This is a genomic window from Thiohalophilus sp. (assembly GCF_031581315.1).
Classification (GTDB): Bacteria; Pseudomonadota; Gammaproteobacteria; order UBA6429; family Thiohalophilaceae; genus Thiohalophilus.
In genome coordinates this window covers 21,827-38,073 of the sequence record NZ_JAVLAZ010000009.1, presented here as the reverse complement: position 1 = coordinate 38,073, position 16,247 = coordinate 21,827, and the positions used below count along the sequence as shown (strand labels likewise).

Below are 16,247 nucleotides of genomic sequence, written 5' to 3'. Positions count from 1 at the left end.
GAAATGGCCGAGGCGGTGATCTACCGCCAGAACGGCATGTACTTTGGCAGCGGCAGTATCAACGGCCAGTCGGTCAGTTTTATTGTCGACACCGGGGCGAGCGCCATTTCCATGAACGAGGCGCAGGCCCGGCGCCTGGGACTCGACTTTCGGGTGATTGGCGATCCGATCCGCGTCTCCACCGCCAACGGTATCGCACGCGCCTACAAGGTTACCCTGGATCGGGTCAAGGTGGGCGATATCCAGCTGAACAACGTCACCGGCATCGTTCATGAAGGTGGGTCACCCCAGGTGATCCTGCTTGGCATGTCCTTCCTCGGCCAGCTGGAAATGCAGCGCGACGGCGAACGGCTGGTGCTGAAAAAGAAGTGGTGAGACTCTTTTCGATTCTCTGGGAATTAACGCGGAGGACGCGGAGGCGCAGAGTCGCGGAGAAGGGAAATTATTCTTTAAATTATTCCAGCGACAGAGGTGTTCCGAAGATGGCCGGGAAAAGTTGATAAGACACTGAATATGCAGCAAATCAACAACAAATAATCTCTGCGCCTCCGCGACTCTGCGTCCTCCGCGTTTAAATTCCCTCCCTGGAAAATCGGCACTAACCGGTGTGCTGGTTAGGCTTTTTTGTCTTTTTCGATCAGCACGATTACGTAGCTCACACTGGCGGTAGCCTGTGTGAGGTTTATCTGAAAAAGAAGTGGTGAGGCTCTTTTCGGTTCTCTGGGAATTAACGCGGAGGTCGCGGAGGCGCAGAGTCGCGGAGAAGAAAATTATTTTGTAATATTCGAATGACTGCGCTGTTCCCTGGAAGATCAATGGGAAAAGTTGATAACGCAGTGAAGATATAGCAAATCAATAACCTCTGCGCCTCCGCGACTCTGCGTCCTTCGCGTTTAAATTCCCTCCCTGGAAAATCGGCACTAACCGGCGAGCTGGTTATGACTTTTTGTCTTTTTCGATCAGCGCGTAGGCGGAGTGGTTGTGGATGGATTCGAAGTTTTCGGATTCGACCACGTAGTAGTTGATACGCTTGTCGGCATTGAGACGCGCGGCGACGTCGCGGACCATATCTTCGACGAATTTGGGATTGTCGTAGGCACGTTCGGTGACGTGTTTCTCATCCGGGCGCTTGAGCAGGCCGTAGAGTTCGCAGGAGGCTTCTGATTCGACCAGTTCGATCAATTCCTCGACCCAGACGAATTCCTCGATGCGCGCGGCAACGGTGACATGGGAACGCTGGTTATGTGCGCCATAGTCGGAAATATTTTTTGAGCAGGGGCAGAGGCTGGTGACGGGCACGACGACCTTGAGTGTCATCTGCACCTCGCCGTCATGAATTTCACCGATGAAACTGACGTCATAATCCATCAGGCTCTCGACGCCGGAGACAGGGGCCTTCTTGTTGATGAAATAGGGGAAGGCCATTTCAATATGCCCTGATTCGGCCTCGAGCTTCTCGGCCATTTCGGCCAGCATTTCCTTGAAGGATTGCACCGAAATCTCGCGCTCGTGGTTATTGAGGATATTCACGAAACGGGACATGTGGGTGCCCTTGAAGTTATGCGGCAGATCGACGTACATGTTGAACGAGGCGACGGTATGCTGTTCGCCCTCGTTACGATCACGGATGCGCACTGGATGGCGAATATCCTTGATGCCGACCTTGTTGATCGGAATCCGGCGGGTGTCGGCGCTGCTTTGTACGTCTTCGATGGGATCGGTTACGGCATTCATTGAGCTCTAGTCCTCTGTGTAGGTGACGCAGGCACGATCAGTTTCCCAGATCGTTACAGCGTTCACTTTCACCACGTCGGAATTCAGCGATTCCGACAGCTTACTGTGGAAGAACGCGGCGATGTTTTCGGCGGTCGGGTTGATACGATCGAACGGTGCTATATCGTTCAGATTGTAGTGATCCAGTCCGCCCAGCAACTCGCGGGTTGCGTCCTTGATGTCCTTGAAGTCCATGCCCATGCCGACCTTGTCCAGGGCGCTGGCCTGCACGTGGACTTCGACTTTCCAGTTATGGCCATGGAGCCGGTTACAAACACCTTCATAATCGCGCAGATAATGGGCCGCGGCGAAATCGGTGACAATGGTCATGGTATAGCGTGACGCCATGATAATACCTGAGTGATTAACTAGGACTTTACGCGAGTGTCGCGTGTTTGGCAAGGGGCTGTTCGCCCAGTACCGCGGTAATGGCCCGGATTATACCATCTGTATCCAGTCCTGCCTCGGCAAGCAGCTGTTCGCGGCTGCCGTGTTCCAGGAAGGTATCGGGCAGACCCAGGTGTAACACCGGCATCGGGTGGGGTTGTTCGGAGAGCCACTGGCTCACCGCGCTGCCGGCCCCGCCATCGATGGCGTTGTCTTCCAGGGTGACCAGCAGATCATGCCCGGCGGCCAGTTGTTGTAGCAGTTCGGTGTCCAGGGGTTTGATAAAACGCATATTGGCCACGCTGGCATCCAGTTGTTCGGCGGCGGCCAGGGCGTTGCCCAGCAGGGCGCCGAAGGAGAGGATGGCCACCCGTTTGCCCTCGCGGCGCAGCTCGCCGCGGCCCACTTCCAGTGGTTCCAGCGTGGGTTCCACCGCCACGCCCATCCCGGTGCCGCGTGGGTAGCGCACCGCTGCCGGACCATCCAGCTGGAAACCGGTACTCAACATCTGGCGGCACTCGTTTTCATCGGCCGGGGCCATCACGGTCAGGTTGGGGAGGGCGCGCAGATAACTCAAATCGAAACTGCCGGCGTGGGTGGCGCCGTCGGGCCCGACAATGCCGGCCCGGTCGATGGCGAACAGCACCGGCAGGTTCTGAATGGCAATATCGTGGATCAGCTGATCGTAAGCCCGTTGTAAAAAGGTGGAGTAAATGGCGACCACCGGTTTCATCCCGTCGGCCGCCAGGCCGCCGGCGAGCGTCACCGCGTGCTGCTCGGCAATACCCACGTCAAAATAACGGTCCGGGTATTGTTCGGCGAAGGTGACCAGCCCGGAGCCCTCGCGCATGGCCGGGGTGATCCCCACCAGCCGTTCGTCGGCGGCCGCCATGTCGCACAGCCACTGGCCAAAGACTTCTGTATAGGTCGGGCCACTGCTGCTCCCGCTGCCGTGGGGTTGGCCGCTGTCGATATCGAACGGTCGCACCCCGTGATAGGTGCAGGGATTGTCCTCGGCCGGCGCGTAGCCTTTGCCCTTTTTGGTCACGATATGCAGAAATTGCGGGCCCTTGAGCTGGCGCAGATTGCGCAGGGTCTTGACCAGGGTATTGATATCGTGACCGTCCACCGGGCCGATGTAATTGAAGCCCAGCTCCTCGAACAGGGTACCCGGCACCACCATGCCTTTCATGTGTTCCTCGGCGCGGCGCGCCAGCTCCCAGACCGAGGGCATGACACTGAGCATTTTCTTGCTGCCCTCGCGCATCGAGGCATACAACCGGCCGGAGAGAATCCGTGCCAGATGATTGGACAGCCCGCCCACATTGGGCGAGATGGACATGTCGTTATCGTTGAGGACCACCAGCATGTTGGCGTCCATATCTCCGGCGTGATTCAGCGCCTCGAACGCCATGCCCGCGGTCAGCGCGCCGTCGCCAATGACGGCGACCGTGCGGCGATCGCTTTTTTGCTGGCGGGCAGCCAGCGCCATGCCCAGCGCGGCACTGACCGAGGTACTGGAGTGGCCGACGCCGAAGGTATCGTATTCGCTTTCCTCCCGGCGCGGGAAACCGCTGAGGCCGTCTTTCTGGCGCAGGCTCGGCATCCGTTCGCGGCGGCCGGTGAGAATCTTGTGCGGGTAGCTCTGGTGGCCAACATCCCAGACCAGCCGATCTTGCGGCGTGTCGTACACATAGTGCAGGGCGAGGGTCAGCTCGATGGTGCCCAGGCTGGCGGCCAGATGCCCGCCGGTGCGGCTGACCGACTCGATCAGAAAACGGCGCAATTCCTCCGCCAGCGGGGCCAGTTGCGACTGTTCGAACTCGCGCAGATCGGCCGGCAGGTGGATCTGATCGAGCAGCGGATAGGGCGCGGAATCGGTCATCGGTATCGGGTAATCGGCCAGGTGGCGAATGAAGGGGGTGATTATAGCAACTTGTCGCCGGTTTGTGCCGCCGGCGTTAATGCTGGCGCTGCACGATATAGCGGGCAATCCAGCGCAGTGGTTCGGCCGCCTCGTCCCAATCGGCCAGGCTGTGCAGGGCATCATCGATCAGTTCATTGGCCAGGCGTTTGGCGTCGTCCAGGCCGAGCAGGGCCGGGTAGGTGGGTTTGTTGCGGGCCAGATCCGCGCCATGGGTCTTGCCCAGGGTTTCGGTGTCCCCTTCCACATCCAGCACATCGTCCTGGATTTGAAAGGCCAGACCGATGCATTTGGCGTAGTGATCCAGCTGCCCGAGTGAGGTCGCGTCGATGCCGGCGCGACACAGGGCCCCCAGTCTGACGCTGGCGCGGATCAGGGCGCCGGTCTTGTGGATGTGCATATTCTCCAGCTCGGCCACGTTCAGATCCCGTCCCACGGCGGCCAGATCGATGGCCTGGCCCCCGGCCATGCCGCGCGAGCCGCTGGCCTGGGCCAGCTCCTCGACCATCTGCAAACGCTGTTGCGCCGGAATGTGCGGGTCGAGATGCCGGGCCAGGACGAAAAAGGCCAGGGATTGCAGGGCATCGCCACAGAGGATGGCCGTGGCCTCGTCGAACGCTTTGTGCACCGTGGGCTGGCCGCGACGCAGATCGTCGTCGTCCATGGCCGGCAGATCGTCATGTACCAGTGAATAGGCATGGATCAGCTCCACGGCCGCGGCCGGGGCATCCAGGGAGTCGGTCTCGAGCGACAGCGCGTGACCCGCCGCGTAGGTCAAAACCGGGCGAATCCGTTTGCCGCCGTTGAAGACCGCATAGCGCATGGCGCGGTGCAGATCCTGCGGCAGGGTTTCATCCTCCGGCAGCCAGTGCTGCAGCGCGGCATCGGCGCGTTGGCGCCATTGTTCGATCAGCGTGTCATTCACGGCTTATTGATCATCGGGGTCAAAAGGGACCAGCTCTTCCTGGCCGTTTTGCTGCAGGAGCTGTTCGACCTTCTGCTCGGCGGTTTTCAGCGCCTGCTGACACTGGCGGGTCAGCGCCACGCCGCGTTCGAAGTCCTTGAGGGACTGTTCCAGGCTCTGATCGCCCTGTTCCATTCGCTCTACCAGCGTTTCCAGCTCGGCCAGGGACTTTTCAAAATCGGGTGAAGCGGTTTTGGCCGCCACCTTTTTAGTGGTTTTCTTTTTACTGTCTTTTTGGGTCACGGCACTTATACTCAAAGGCTCTACTGAACAATTCGGCCACGGGGCGACACCCCGGCACAGGCCTAATGATAGGGGCATTTCCCCGTTGAAAACACCCCCGGCCGGGAGCCGAGGGATTCGGGGTAGTTTAAATTACCCGTCGGTGTCCCCATGGAGAATGAACCGGCGCCATGGTCGGCAGGATTTAGACTCAGTCTTGACACGGGCAGGCAGCTGGTCTATCGTTTTAGTACAATTTAGACAGAGTCTAAATTTTCGATTTTTTCAGCAAGTCCATGATAATGGAGGAAACGACAATGGCAGAACTGAAAGGCAGCAAAACTGAACAGAGCTTGAAAGACGCCTTTTCCGGCGAATCTCAGGCTAACCGCCGTTACCTGTACTTCGCGGCCAAGGCCGACGTAGAAGGGTACAACGATGTCGCGACCGTATTCCGCTCCACCGCGGAAGGCGAAACCGGCCACGCACACGGCCATCTGGAATACCTGGAAGCCTCTGGCGACCCGGCAACCGGTCTGCCGATTGGCGGTACTGATGACAACCTGAAAGCCGCGATCGCCGGCGAAACCCACGAGTACACCGACATGTACCCGGGTATGGCGAAGACCGCGCGCGACGAAGGTTTCGACGAAGTCGCCGACTGGTTCGAAACCCTGGCCAAGGCGGAGCGTTCCCACGCCAACCGCTTCCAGAAGGCCCTGGACAACCTGGATTCATAATCCGGCGTTGTTGCTCGACAAAACCGGGATCAGGTTTCTGATCCCGGTTTTTTTCCAATTCCATTGATTGACCCACACTGAAATAACAACAGGGAGTTCACATGGCCGGTTCAAATGTTCGCGAAGGCAATCTTGAGGCGCCAACCCGTCACCCGCTGGATTGGCAAAGCGAGTCGTTCTATGACGAGCAGGCGCTGAATGAAGAGCTGGAAAGGGTTTTTGATATCTGCCACGGTTGCCGGCGTTGTGTCAGCCTGTGCCATTCCTTCCCGACGTTGTTCGATCTGGTGGATGAATCCGAGACCATGGAAGTCGATGGTGTCGCCAAAGACGATTACTGGAAAGTCGTGGAGCACTGCTATTTATGCGATCTGTGCTACATGACCAAATGCCCCTATGTGCCGCCGCATGAATGGAATGTGGATTTTCCGCATCTGATGTTGCGCGCCAAGGCCATCAAATTCAAAAAAGAGGGTACCTCGTTTCGCAACAAGATGCTCTCTTCCACCGACACGGTGGGCAAGCTGGCCGGTATTCCGGTCGTCGCCCAGACCGTGAATACCGTCAACAAGATCAAGCCGCTGCGTAAACTGATGCAGCCAATTACCGGCATCCATGCTGAAGCCACGCTGCCCCGTTTCGAAAGCAAGCCGTTTCGCAGCCGTTTCAAGGGTAGCGGCGATCTACAGGGCGAGCCGGGTGAAACCACTCGTGGCAAGGTCGCGCTGTTTGCTACCTGCTACGGCAATCGCAACGAACCCAGTATGAACGAAGATCTGGTCGCCGTGCTGGAACACAACGGTATCCCTGTGGTGCTGGCCGAGAAGGAACAGTGCTGCGGCATGCCCAAGCTGGAGCTGGGTGATCTGGAATCGGTTGCCGCGGCCAAGGACGCCAATATCCCGGTGCTGGCCAAACTGGTAGACGAAGGTTATGACCTGATCGCGCCGATCCCCTCCTGCGCCCTGATGTTCAAGCAGGAACTGCCGCTGATGTTCCCGGATGACGAACAGGTCAAAAAGGTCCAGCAGGCGTTTTACGATCCGTTTGAATACCTGATGCTGCGCAACAAGGAAGGCAAGCTGAAGACCGAATTCCCCAATAAACTGGGCAAGGTCGCCTATCACGTGGCCTGTCACCAGCGAGTGCAGAACATCGGCATGAAAACCCGTGATGCGCTGAAACTGGTGCCCGATACCGAGATCGAAGTGATCGAACGTTGCTCGGGCCATGACGGAACCTATGCCGTGAAGCAGGAGTATCACGAGATCTCGATGAAGATTTGCCGCCCGGTTTTCAACAAGGTCAAACAGGCCGAACCGGATCACTATACCAGTGACTGCATCATGGCCGGCCATCAGATCGAAAACGGCCTGCGCGACGGTTCGCATCCCGAACACCCGATGACCTTGTTACGCCAGGCGTACGGAATTTAAAAGGCAAAAGAGCTGAACCACGAAGACACCAAGACACGAAGAAAATCAATAATTTATTACTTGGTGTCTTTGTACCTTGGTGATTAGATGTCAGTTGCTTTGTTGCCCGAATAGACATGCAGAGGCGTAGGTCATGTTGCGCATAGCGCTACCTGACATTCTCCGTATCGGCTTACGGCATATAAGCAACAGGGCCGAGGGACGAGTTACGAGGGACGAGGAAAAGCAAAAACATAAACCACCAAGACACGAAGACACCAAGAGTTAAAGTTTATTAATGAATTCTTTGTGTCTTGGTGTCTTGGTGGTGAGATTGTAATTATTTTGTTGTTGTTCGAATACACATATAGATTCGAGAGGTTCGATGATGGCTATGTTGACACGTGACGATCTGATGTCGCTGGAAGAGTATGCCAAACAGCGCAAGGATTTCCGCGCCAAAGTGCTGGAGCATAAAAAGCCGCGCAAGGTGATTTTGTCGGATCATGCGACGCTGTATTTTGAAGACAAGCTGACCATGCAGTATCAGATCCAGGAAATGCTGCGGGTCGAGCGTATCTTCGAGCAGGAAGGGATTCAGGATGAGCTGGATGCCTACAATCCGTTAATCCCCGATGGCAGCAACCTCAAGGCTACCTTCATGATCGAATACGAGGACGAAGCCGAGCGCAAAAAAGCCCTGGCACAGCTGATCGGTGTCGAAGACAAAGTCTGGGTCCAGGTGGAAGGCCACGACAAGGCCTATGCCATTGCCGACGAGGACATGGAGCGGGAAGACGAGAGCAAGACCTCGTCCGTGCATTTCATGCGTTTCGAATTCACCCCGCCGATGATCGACGCCGCCAAAAACGGCGCGGCGATCAACATGGGAGTCGACCATGAGAACCTGACAACCAGCATCACCGTCAGTGACGACACCCGCAAGGCGCTGGTGGCCGACTTTCAGTAACGCTGTCGGCAACCCGAAAAAAAGCCCGGCCAGTAATGGCCGGGCTTTTTTGTGCCAGAAAGAGAATATTCACCGCAACAAGGCTCGCAGGCAGATATTGTCAGTCGGGTCTCGGAAATTTTCGCATATGGAAATCAAACGCGGAGGTCGCGGAGACGCAGAGAAACCTGGTTTGGTTTGCAGGGTATTTGTTGCCCTGTCATTTCTGACAGTCTGCTTCTACATTAACAATTATTTTTGTCTCCGCGACTCTGCGTCTCCGCGACCTCCGCGTTATTTTCCAAACAGTCATAGAATGTAATATCACAGGTTACAGCTTAGAACTGCACGCCCATCTGCACAAAGCCGGACAGGTTGTTGTCGTTGCCCATGACCGCGGCGTCGACCTGCAGGCCCAGGATGTTCACCCCCAGCCCGGCGGAGAGCAGGTCATCGTCGGGGCCGGTGACATCGGCAGTGTTTTTGATATATCCGGCGCGCAGTTTGAGGGTGTTGAAGGCGTCGACCTCGAGACCGGCGGCCAGCATCTGTGTTTTGTCACTGCCGGCGACCAGCGGATCGTTTTCCTGCAGATCGTAATCCACGGCCACGGTGATTATATCGCCGTTATAGGCCAGACCGGCGCGGGTCTGAGGTTCGATCTTGACGGTCCGGTTACCCGAAGTCGTATAGGTTTGCTCGCTGATATTGCGCATCACCACCCCGACCTGCCAGCGGCTTTCCTCCCCCAGCTTGTAGACCAGGCCGATGTCGGCATTCACACTGCCACCATGATCCTTTTCACCTTCTTCGGTGGCGGCGTCGATCAGATCGCCCAGATCGTCGATCGTGCGCAGCAGCACTGAATCAGAGTCGTAGGAAGTGACCGACTGGGATTTGGGCGTGACGCCGATGGACAGGCGGCCGAACTGACGCGCCAGGCTGACACCCACTTCGGTGACCTCCAGGCCGACCAGGTCGATTTCAGAGTCCAGACCGTTAGTTGCCGCATCGTAACGGACCCCGCTGTTGGCCTGTATATACCGATTGGCGCTGACCGCCCCGGCCCATTTCTCCGCCGAGAAGCCGACATTCAGGGCGCCGTTACCCAGGACATCGAGCCGCTTGCCGTTGGCGCGGCTGGCGGCCGCGTCCATGCCGGCGGCGTCATTGGCGTCGTAGGCGTCGCTGAAGTCCTCGATATCATCCAGCAGGTTTTCGTTATCAATTGCCTGGACCCCGAGCCCGGCGGTGAGGGAAAAATCGTCCTCGAAGCGCTGGGCGGCCAGCATGGCCGGGTTGGTGAAGGGGGCCGAGGCGATATTGCTGCTGGCCACGCCGGTGGTACCCATTCCGGCGGAACGGGCCTCGTAGGTGGCAAAGGGCAGGGCGGTGGCGTTCAGGCTCAAACCCAGTAATGAGGCGGTCAGCAAGGGGCGTGTGAATTTCGTCATTTTTATCTCCCGTGTGGCAACAAAATCCTGTGACGGCAACAGGGCTGCAAAAAATACATGGTTATGCCGATTTTTTGTTATTATCGGGTGCTGACCAAATTGCTTTAATAATTAATAGATTACGAGCCAATCTCTGTTGCAGCCAGAAATCATCCCACGTGCCGAGCACGCCGTCTCCCGGGCGGATATCAGTGAGTATGCGCTCAAGGTGCTCTATCGTCTGAAAAAGGCGGGCTATGCAGCCTATCTGGTCGGCGGTGGGGTGCGCGATCTGCTGTTGCGCCACCGGCCCAAGGATTTTGACGTGGCGACGGACGCCACGCCGGAAGAGGTTAATAAGCTGTTTCGCAATTGCCGGCTGATCGGCCGGCGTTTTCGTCTGGCGCATGTGCACTTTGGCCGGGACATCATCGAAGTGGCCACCTTCCGGGCCCAGCACCGCGACGGCGACCAGGACGGGGTGATGACCGATGGAATGATTCTGCGGGATAACGTTTTCGGCTCGCTGGAAGAGGATGCCTTCCGGCGTGATTTCACCGTCAATGCGTTGTATTACAACATCGAGGATTTTTCCCTGGTCGATTACACCGGCGGGCTGGCCGATCTGGAACAGCGCCGGCTGCGGATGATCGGCGATCCCGAAGTGCGCATCCAGGAAGATCCCGTGCGCCTGCTGCGGGCGCTGCGTTTTGCCGCCAAACTGGGCTTCAGCCTTGATCCGCAGCTGGAACAGCAGTTCGCCCGTCATGGCGAGCGCCTGCTTGATGTGCCCCCGGCGCGGCTGTTCGAGGAAGTCCTGAAGCTGTTTATGAGCGGCTATGCCATTCGGGCGTTCGAACTGTTAGCGCACTACGATATTTTCCGTTACCTGTTCCCGCAGACGGCGAGTTTAATGGAGGCCGATGACGGTTATACCCGGCGGTTTATCGAAGCCGGGCTGCTGAACACGGATCGCCGTATTCAGGATGATAAGCCGGTTACCCCATTCTTTTTGTTTGGCGTGCTGCTGTGGCCGGTGGTCCGGCAACAGGCGCAGCGGTTACAGGAACAGGACGAGAGCGAACTGCAGGCCCTGCAACAGGCGTCCAGCGAAGTGGTCCAGGAGCAGACCCGGCGCATTACGATTCCCAAACGGTTCGGTCTGCCAATGAAAGAGACCTGGTTGATGCAGGCACGTCTGTCGCGACGCCAGGGCAAGCGGGCGGTGCGCCTGCTGGAGACGCCCCGGTTTCGGGCCGGGTATGATTTTCTGTTGCTGCGTCACCAGGCCGGTGAGCCGTTACAGGAGTTGTGCGACTGGTGGACGCAGTTTCAGGAGGCGGATGAGAAAACCCAGCGCGAAATGTTGCAGGCGGTCTCTCCCGGCAAGAGCAAGCGCGGTCGGCGGCGCCGGAAAAAACGCACATGATCACCACGTATATTGCCCTGGGCAGCAACCTTGATGATCCGCTCGCCCAGGTGAGTCGGGCCATGGCGGAGCTGGACCGGATGGAGGGGGCCACCTTGCAGGCGGCGTCCTCCCTGTATCGCTCCGCCCCCATGGGCCCGGCCGATCAGCCGGACTATATCAATGCCGTGGTGGCGCTGGAGACCGCTCTCTCTCCCCATGCCCTGCTGGACGCGTTGCAGGCCATTGAGCAGGCCCATGGGCGGCAACGCGGCCCGCAACGCTGGGGGCCCCGTACGCTGGATCTGGATGTGTTACTGTATGGCGAGGAAACGATCAACGATCAACGTTTAACCATTCCGCACCCGGGTATCAGCGAGCGGGCTTTTGTGTTGTTCCCGTTGCAGGAGATTGTCGCACCGGATTTCATTATTCCGGGTCACGGATCGCTGCAGGAGCTACTGCCCCGGGTCGCGGCGGATCGGCCGGAGCGTCTGCCTGATGCGTGATAGCGGTTCACTCGGTTACATTGTGGTGGAAGGGCCGATCGGGGTGGGCAAGACCACTCTGGCCCGGCGCCTGGCCGGGTCTTTCGGCTCGGACCTGATTCTTGAAGGGGCGGATGAAAACCCGTTTCTGGAACGCTTCTATGACAACCCGCGCGGTGTGGCACTGCAAACCCAGCTGTTTTTCCTGTTTCAACGCGTGCGTCAGATCCAGGAGCTGCAACAGAGCGATATGTTCGCCCCGGTACGGGTGGCCGACTTCCTGATGGAAAAGGATCGCTTGTTCGCCGAGCTGACCCTGGATGCCGAAGAGTTCAAACTCTATGATCAGGTTTATCAACACATGGCCGTGAGCGGGCCGCAACCGGATCTGGTGGTTTATCTGCAGGCACCCGTTGAGGTATTGCGCAAGCGCATTGCCGAGCGCGGACGTCCTTACGAACGCAGCCTGGATCCCAACTATCTGCACCGTTTGAGCGAAAGTTACATGGCGTTCTTCCATGATTACAACGCTTCGCCGTTGTTGATCGTCAATGCCGCCGAGATTGATTTTGCCAACAAGGCACAGGATTACGAACTCTTGCTGGAGCAAATCAGCAAGATTCGCAGTGGCCGTCATTACTTCAACCCCGGACCCCTGGAACTATGAGTCCAAACGGTGAGCCAGTATTAACTGCCGGGGATTTACGCGCCATGAAACAGCGTGGCGAGAAGATCGCGGTACTGACGGCCTATGACGCGAGTATGGCCCGCCAGTGCGAACAGGCGGGGGTGGAGGTGTTACTGGTGGGCGATTCGCTGGGCATGGTGGTTCAGGGCCACGATTCCACGCGGCCGGTGAGTATGGCGGACATGGTTTACCATACCTCCCACGTGGCGCGGGCCCGGCAGCGGGCGCTGTTGGTCGCCGATATGCCGTATCAAAGTTATGCCGATGACACCCGGGCGCTGGAAAATGGTCGGGCCTTGCTGGCTGCCGGCGCCGATATGGTCAAACTGGAAGGCGGTGGTCCACTGGTCAATCGGATACGCCAGCTGGTCGACAACGGGCTGCCCGTATGCGGTCACCTGGGGTTATTGCCCCAGTCGGTGGCCGGGCCGGACGGTTACAAGGTTCAGGGACGCGACGCCGACGCAGCCCGACAGATGATCGAGGATGCCCGGGCCCTGGAGCAGGCCGGCGCTGCGTTGCTGGTCCTCGAATGTATTCCGCGACAACTGGCGATCCAGATTACCGAATCGGTCTCCATTCCCACGATTGGCATTGGTGCCGGTGCTGAGTGCGACGGCCAGGTGCTGGTGATCTATGATCTGCTGGGTATTACACCCGGTAAACGACCGCGTTTTGTACGCGATTTTTTACGTGAACTGGGACCGGACAAGGGTATTCAGGAGGCGATTGTGGAATACGTGCGCCAGGTTAAATCCGGCGAATTCCCGCAACCAGCTCAAAGTTATCAATAACGCACAAGGACCGGGAGGTCGAGATGAAAAAATTACTCATCGTTTTAACACTGGCTGTTTTGCAGGGCTGTACCTGGGTCAAACTGGATTCGGCGGGTGAACAGGTCAGAGTGGTTGAGAAGCAGCATGTTCAGAACTGCAAGCGCCTGGGCAAGACCACCGTGTCGGTCAAATCCACCGTCGTCGGCATCGAACGCAAGGAAGAAGCAATGCAGCAGGAACTGGAAATCCTGGCCCGCAATAATGCGGCGGATATCAAGGGCGACACGATCGTCGCTATCTCCGAAATCGAGGATGGCCGCCGGGTCTACGACATTTATCGGTGCAAGCAAGCCGAATCCGAATAAACCGGTCAGCCGGTTGTCCTGTTCGGGCCATAGCGGAGCATTTCACTATGCAGGTGTTTGACCAGGTCCGCGACATGCAACTGCAAAGTCTGTCGTGGCGGGCCGCCGGCTGGCGCATCGCCTTTGTGCCCACCATGGGCAACCTGCATGAAGGACACCTGGATCTGGTGCGCGAGGCCGCGCGCCGGGCCGATCAGGTGGTGGTCAGTGTCTTCGTCAATCCGCTGCAGTTTAATGATGTTGCCGATTTTCAGCGTTACCCCCGGACCCTGAACGATGATCTCCGGCAGCTGTCAAAGTTGAATGTGGCGGCCGTTTTCACGCCCGGCGAGGCGGCCATGTATCCCGAAGGGCGCGAGTCGGTGACCCGGGTCGAGGTCCCGCAGCTGACCGACGAACTGGAAGGCGCGCACCGCCCCGGCCACTTTACCGGTGTCGCGACGGTGGTGACCAAGCTGTTTCAGGCCGTGTTACCGGATGTGGCACTGTTTGGCGAGAAGGATTACCAGCAGCTGCTGGTGGTGCGCAAACTGGTGGCCGATTTGAATCTGCCGCTGGAGATTGTCGGGCGGCCGACACGGCGCGAACCGGATGGGCTGGCCATGAGCTCGCGAAACCGTCAGCTGAGCGCGGACGAGCGCCGGCAAGCGACCAGGCTGTACGCTACCCTGCAGTGGGTCGCGGAGCAGGTTCGGGCGGGGCAGAGGCATTTTGCGGAGCTTGAAGCCGGGGCCTGGGAGCAACTGGTCACAGCCGGTTTCGAACCCGAATATATCAGTATTCGCAGCGCGGCCGATCTCCGGCTCCCCGCCGGCGGCGAACCGCTGGTGGTACTGGGGGCCGCGCGGCTGGGCAGGGTGCGGCTGATCGATAATCTGCGGATTTGAGGCGATCAGCCAAAAGTGGCCGGGCCTGTCAAGTCAGCGCGGTAAAAACACCTTATAAAAGAAGATCTTGGCTGGTAGGAAGGTCGGGGTGGGCATGCTAAAATAGAAAGTCCCCAAACGCGTGTCGAAGTGATAGAGGAACAGTTGGACCATGATTACCACCATGCTGAAGGCCAAACTGCATCGGGCCCGGGTGACTCACTCGGAGCTGGAGTATGAAGGTTCCTGCGCGATTGACGGCAAACTGCTCGAAATTTCCGGTATCCGCGAATACGAGCAGATCGAGATCTATAACGTCACCAACGGCGAGCGTTTCACCACCTATGCGATCCGCGCCGAAGATGAATCCGGTATCGTTTCCGTCAATGGCGCTGCTGCTCACAAGGCGAACCCCGGCGATGTAATCATCATCTGCGCCTATGTCGGCCTGGATCAGAAAGAACTGGCCAGCTACAAGCCCAAACTCGTCTACCTCGACGAACACAACAACATCACTCATACCCGCAACACCATTCCCGTCCAGGTCGCCTGACTGACCTTCGTTGCGGTTATACCGTTCTCGCTCCAGAAGTTATTACGACCATCGGGAATTCACCGGACGCTTGAGCAGGTGCTAGTTACTAGCGGCTAGTAACTAGCTCCCATTAGCGGTAGGTCAGGTTGCGCGCAGCGCTACCTGACAAACGCAGCGCAAGTAACTCTGCCTCCAACAAAAAGTCACGCAGGCCAGCGTGACCTGCGAAACTTTCATTCTCTTCTCCGCCGCTCTGGAAAATAACGCAGAGGGTCGCTCCCGGCTTCCTGCCTCCCGCGACATTAGTACGTCCCTGTACGTCACGCGGAGGCGCAGAGAACGCAAAGAAGAATATAACCAATATGGTTGACCGCCCTGTCTGTGGAGCATGGTTCTATCGGCGATATTGTCCACGAATAAATGATCAATAATAATTCATCTTTCTCTGCGTTTGTTCCCGGCTAGTCAGAAAATGTTAACACCGAAGAGACTGAACCCACCGAAGGCTCAATGCATAGGTTTTCAGTGGGCACGGAAGCCGCCTTGATTAAAGTGTTTCGGGGGCGGGTTAACCGTTGGCGGCTTGCATTGGCTTGTACTTAAAGGTAATGTTTTTGAAAAGTGGGTAGTGGAATGCTCACTATCCTGGAAACGACACAGGTTTACCCCGCGTCGTTTATTAGATAATAACGATATAATCAAGATGCCGTAAGAGCTGTAAGGAGAATGATATGTATAAAATGATGAATTTTGTGAAAGCCGGACTGGTTTCAGCTGTACTTGCTATTCTGTCTATGGGCCAGAGTGCCCTGGCGGGGCCGATGGACGCGGAACACAAGGTGATCATTCAGGTCAGTACGGATGATGCCCGCACCCAGAAAATTGCCCTGAATAATGCCGCAAACCTGCAAAAAGCCTACGGCATGGATAACGTTGACGTGCAGGTTGTTGCCTATGGGCCGGGGCTGAGCCTGCTCACCAAAAACGGTGCAAATGCCACACGCGTCGAGAGCATGGCCATGCAGAATATCAACTTCAATGCCTGCGCCAATACCATGACCAAGATCGAAAGCAAAAAAGGTAAAAAACCAGCCCTGGCCGAGGGGGTTGAAGTGGTTCCCGGCGGCGTCGCCCGCATAACCGAACTGCAGGAACAGGGGTACGCTTACATCCGCCCGTAAGCTTGTTTTGCCAGCACGCTTGACTATGCAAAGGGCCGGTTTACCGGCCCTTTTTATTTGGTAATAAACTTCGTTCTCTTCTCGAACGCTCTGGAAAATAACGCAGAGGGCGCGGAGACGCAGAGGCGCGGAG

18 protein-coding genes are annotated in these 16,247 nt (G+C 57.5%); 12 read left to right on the top strand and 6 right to left on the bottom strand.

Annotation, left to right across the window (positions count from 1 at the left end):
- Nucleotides 1–375, top strand: a 375-nt coding sequence (locus RI563_RS02345) for a TIGR02281 family clan AA aspartic protease (protein ID WP_310692737.1), incomplete at its 5' end; no start/stop codon positions are given.
- Nucleotides 376–936: 561 nt separating this feature from the next.
- On the opposite strand, the gene folE2 is transcribed toward RI563_RS02345, so the two are convergent.
- From folE2 to RI563_RS02320, 5 genes are all read right to left on the bottom strand, one after another.
- Complete coding sequence (gene folE2 / locus RI563_RS02340; protein WP_310692736.1) at nt 937–1,734, bottom strand: GTP cyclohydrolase FolE2; 798 nt, start codon at nt 1,732–1,734, stop codon at nt 937–939.
- Nucleotides 1,735–1,740: 6 nt separating this feature from the next.
- On the bottom strand, nt 1,741–2,121 hold the full coding sequence (queD, locus tag RI563_RS02335) for a 6-carboxytetrahydropterin synthase QueD (RefSeq protein ID WP_310692735.1): 381 nt from the start codon (nt 2,119–2,121) through the stop codon (nt 1,741–1,743).
- 28 nt (nt 2,122–2,149) lie between these two features.
- On the bottom strand, nt 2,150–4,045 hold the full coding sequence (gene dxs, locus RI563_RS02330) for a 1-deoxy-D-xylulose-5-phosphate synthase (protein WP_310692734.1): 1,896 nt from the start codon (nt 4,043–4,045) through the stop codon (nt 2,150–2,152).
- 76 nt (nt 4,046–4,121) lie between these two features.
- Nucleotides 4,122–5,009, bottom strand: a complete 888-nt coding sequence (gene ispA / locus RI563_RS02325) for a (2E,6E)-farnesyl diphosphate synthase (protein ID WP_310692733.1) — start codon at nt 5,007–5,009, stop codon at nt 4,122–4,124.
- A 3-nt stretch (nt 5,010–5,012) separates the two neighbouring features.
- Nucleotides 5,013–5,252 (bottom strand): exodeoxyribonuclease VII small subunit, encoded by a 240-nt coding sequence (locus RI563_RS02320; RefSeq protein ID WP_310692748.1) that lies wholly within the window; start codon nt 5,250–5,252, stop codon nt 5,013–5,015.
- A gap of 335 nt (nt 5,253–5,587) precedes the next feature.
- On the opposite strand from RI563_RS02320, the gene RI563_RS02315 reads away from it, so the two are divergent.
- The 3 genes from RI563_RS02315 (at nt 5,588) to RI563_RS02305 (ending at nt 8,395) form a co-directional block, all read left to right on the top strand.
- On the top strand, nt 5,588–6,010 hold the full coding sequence (locus tag RI563_RS02315) for a rubrerythrin family protein (protein WP_310692732.1): 423 nt from the start codon (nt 5,588–5,590) through the stop codon (nt 6,008–6,010).
- A gap of 101 nt (nt 6,011–6,111) precedes the next feature.
- A complete protein-coding gene (locus RI563_RS02310) occupies nt 6,112–7,446 on the top strand; it encodes a heterodisulfide reductase-related iron-sulfur binding cluster (protein WP_310692731.1) in 1,335 nt (444 codons plus the stop codon).
- 367 nt (nt 7,447–7,813) lie between these two features.
- Nucleotides 7,814–8,395: a DUF3501 family protein gene (locus tag RI563_RS02305; protein ID WP_317622844.1), complete on the top strand. Its 582-nt coding sequence runs from the start codon at nt 7,814–7,816 to the stop codon at nt 8,393–8,395.
- A 317-nt stretch (nt 8,396–8,712) separates the two neighbouring features.
- Here RI563_RS02305 and traF read toward each other — a convergent pair whose 3' ends face one another.
- A complete protein-coding gene (traF, locus tag RI563_RS02300) occupies nt 8,713–9,828 on the bottom strand; it encodes a conjugal transfer protein TraF (protein ID WP_310692729.1) in 1,116 nt (371 codons plus the stop codon).
- 136 nt (nt 9,829–9,964) lie between these two features.
- Between traF and pcnB the strand changes: the two genes are divergently transcribed.
- The 8 genes from pcnB to RI563_RS02260 all read left to right on the top strand — a co-directional run bounded on the left by pcnB (nt 9,965) and on the right by RI563_RS02260 (nt 16,114).
- Nucleotides 9,965–11,236 carry a polynucleotide adenylyltransferase PcnB gene (gene pcnB, locus RI563_RS02295; protein WP_310692728.1) on the top strand — a complete coding sequence of 424 codons (1,272 nt, stop codon included), beginning with the start codon at nt 9,965–9,967 and terminating at the stop codon, nt 11,234–11,236.
- Nucleotides 11,233–11,724, top strand: a complete 492-nt coding sequence (folK, locus tag RI563_RS02290; protein WP_310692727.1) for a 2-amino-4-hydroxy-6-hydroxymethyldihydropteridine diphosphokinase — start codon at nt 11,233–11,235, stop codon at nt 11,722–11,724. Before pcnB ends, folK begins: the two co-directional genes overlap by 4 nt.
- Nucleotides 11,717–12,370, top strand: a complete 654-nt coding sequence (locus RI563_RS02285; protein ID WP_310692726.1) for a deoxynucleoside kinase — start codon at nt 11,717–11,719, stop codon at nt 12,368–12,370. Before folK ends, RI563_RS02285 begins: the two co-directional genes overlap by 8 nt.
- Nucleotides 12,367–13,185, top strand: coding sequence for a 3-methyl-2-oxobutanoate hydroxymethyltransferase (gene panB / locus RI563_RS02280; protein ID WP_310692725.1), 819 nt, complete (start codon nt 12,367–12,369; stop codon nt 13,183–13,185). The genes RI563_RS02285 and panB overlap by 4 nt, the downstream gene beginning before the upstream one ends.
- A 23-nt stretch (nt 13,186–13,208) precedes the next feature.
- Nucleotides 13,209–13,532 (top strand): DUF4156 domain-containing protein, encoded by a 324-nt coding sequence (locus tag RI563_RS02275; RefSeq protein ID WP_310692724.1) that lies wholly within the window; start codon nt 13,209–13,211, stop codon nt 13,530–13,532.
- Nucleotides 13,533–13,579: 47 nt separating this feature from the next.
- Entirely contained in the window at nt 13,580–14,419 is an 840-nt protein-coding gene (gene panC, locus RI563_RS02270; RefSeq protein WP_310692723.1) for a pantoate--beta-alanine ligase, read from the top strand.
- 151 nt (nt 14,420–14,570) lie between these two features.
- Nucleotides 14,571–14,951 carry an aspartate 1-decarboxylase gene (gene panD, locus RI563_RS02265; RefSeq protein ID WP_310692722.1) on the top strand — a complete coding sequence of 127 codons (381 nt, stop codon included), beginning with the start codon at nt 14,571–14,573 and terminating at the stop codon, nt 14,949–14,951.
- A gap of 713 nt (nt 14,952–15,664) precedes the next feature.
- The gene (locus tag RI563_RS02260) at nt 15,665–16,114 is read left to right on the top strand and encodes a DsrE family protein (RefSeq protein WP_310692721.1); all 450 of its coding nucleotides are present in this window, start codon (nt 15,665–15,667) and stop codon (nt 16,112–16,114) included.
- Nucleotides 16,115–16,247 lie beyond the last annotated feature (133 nt).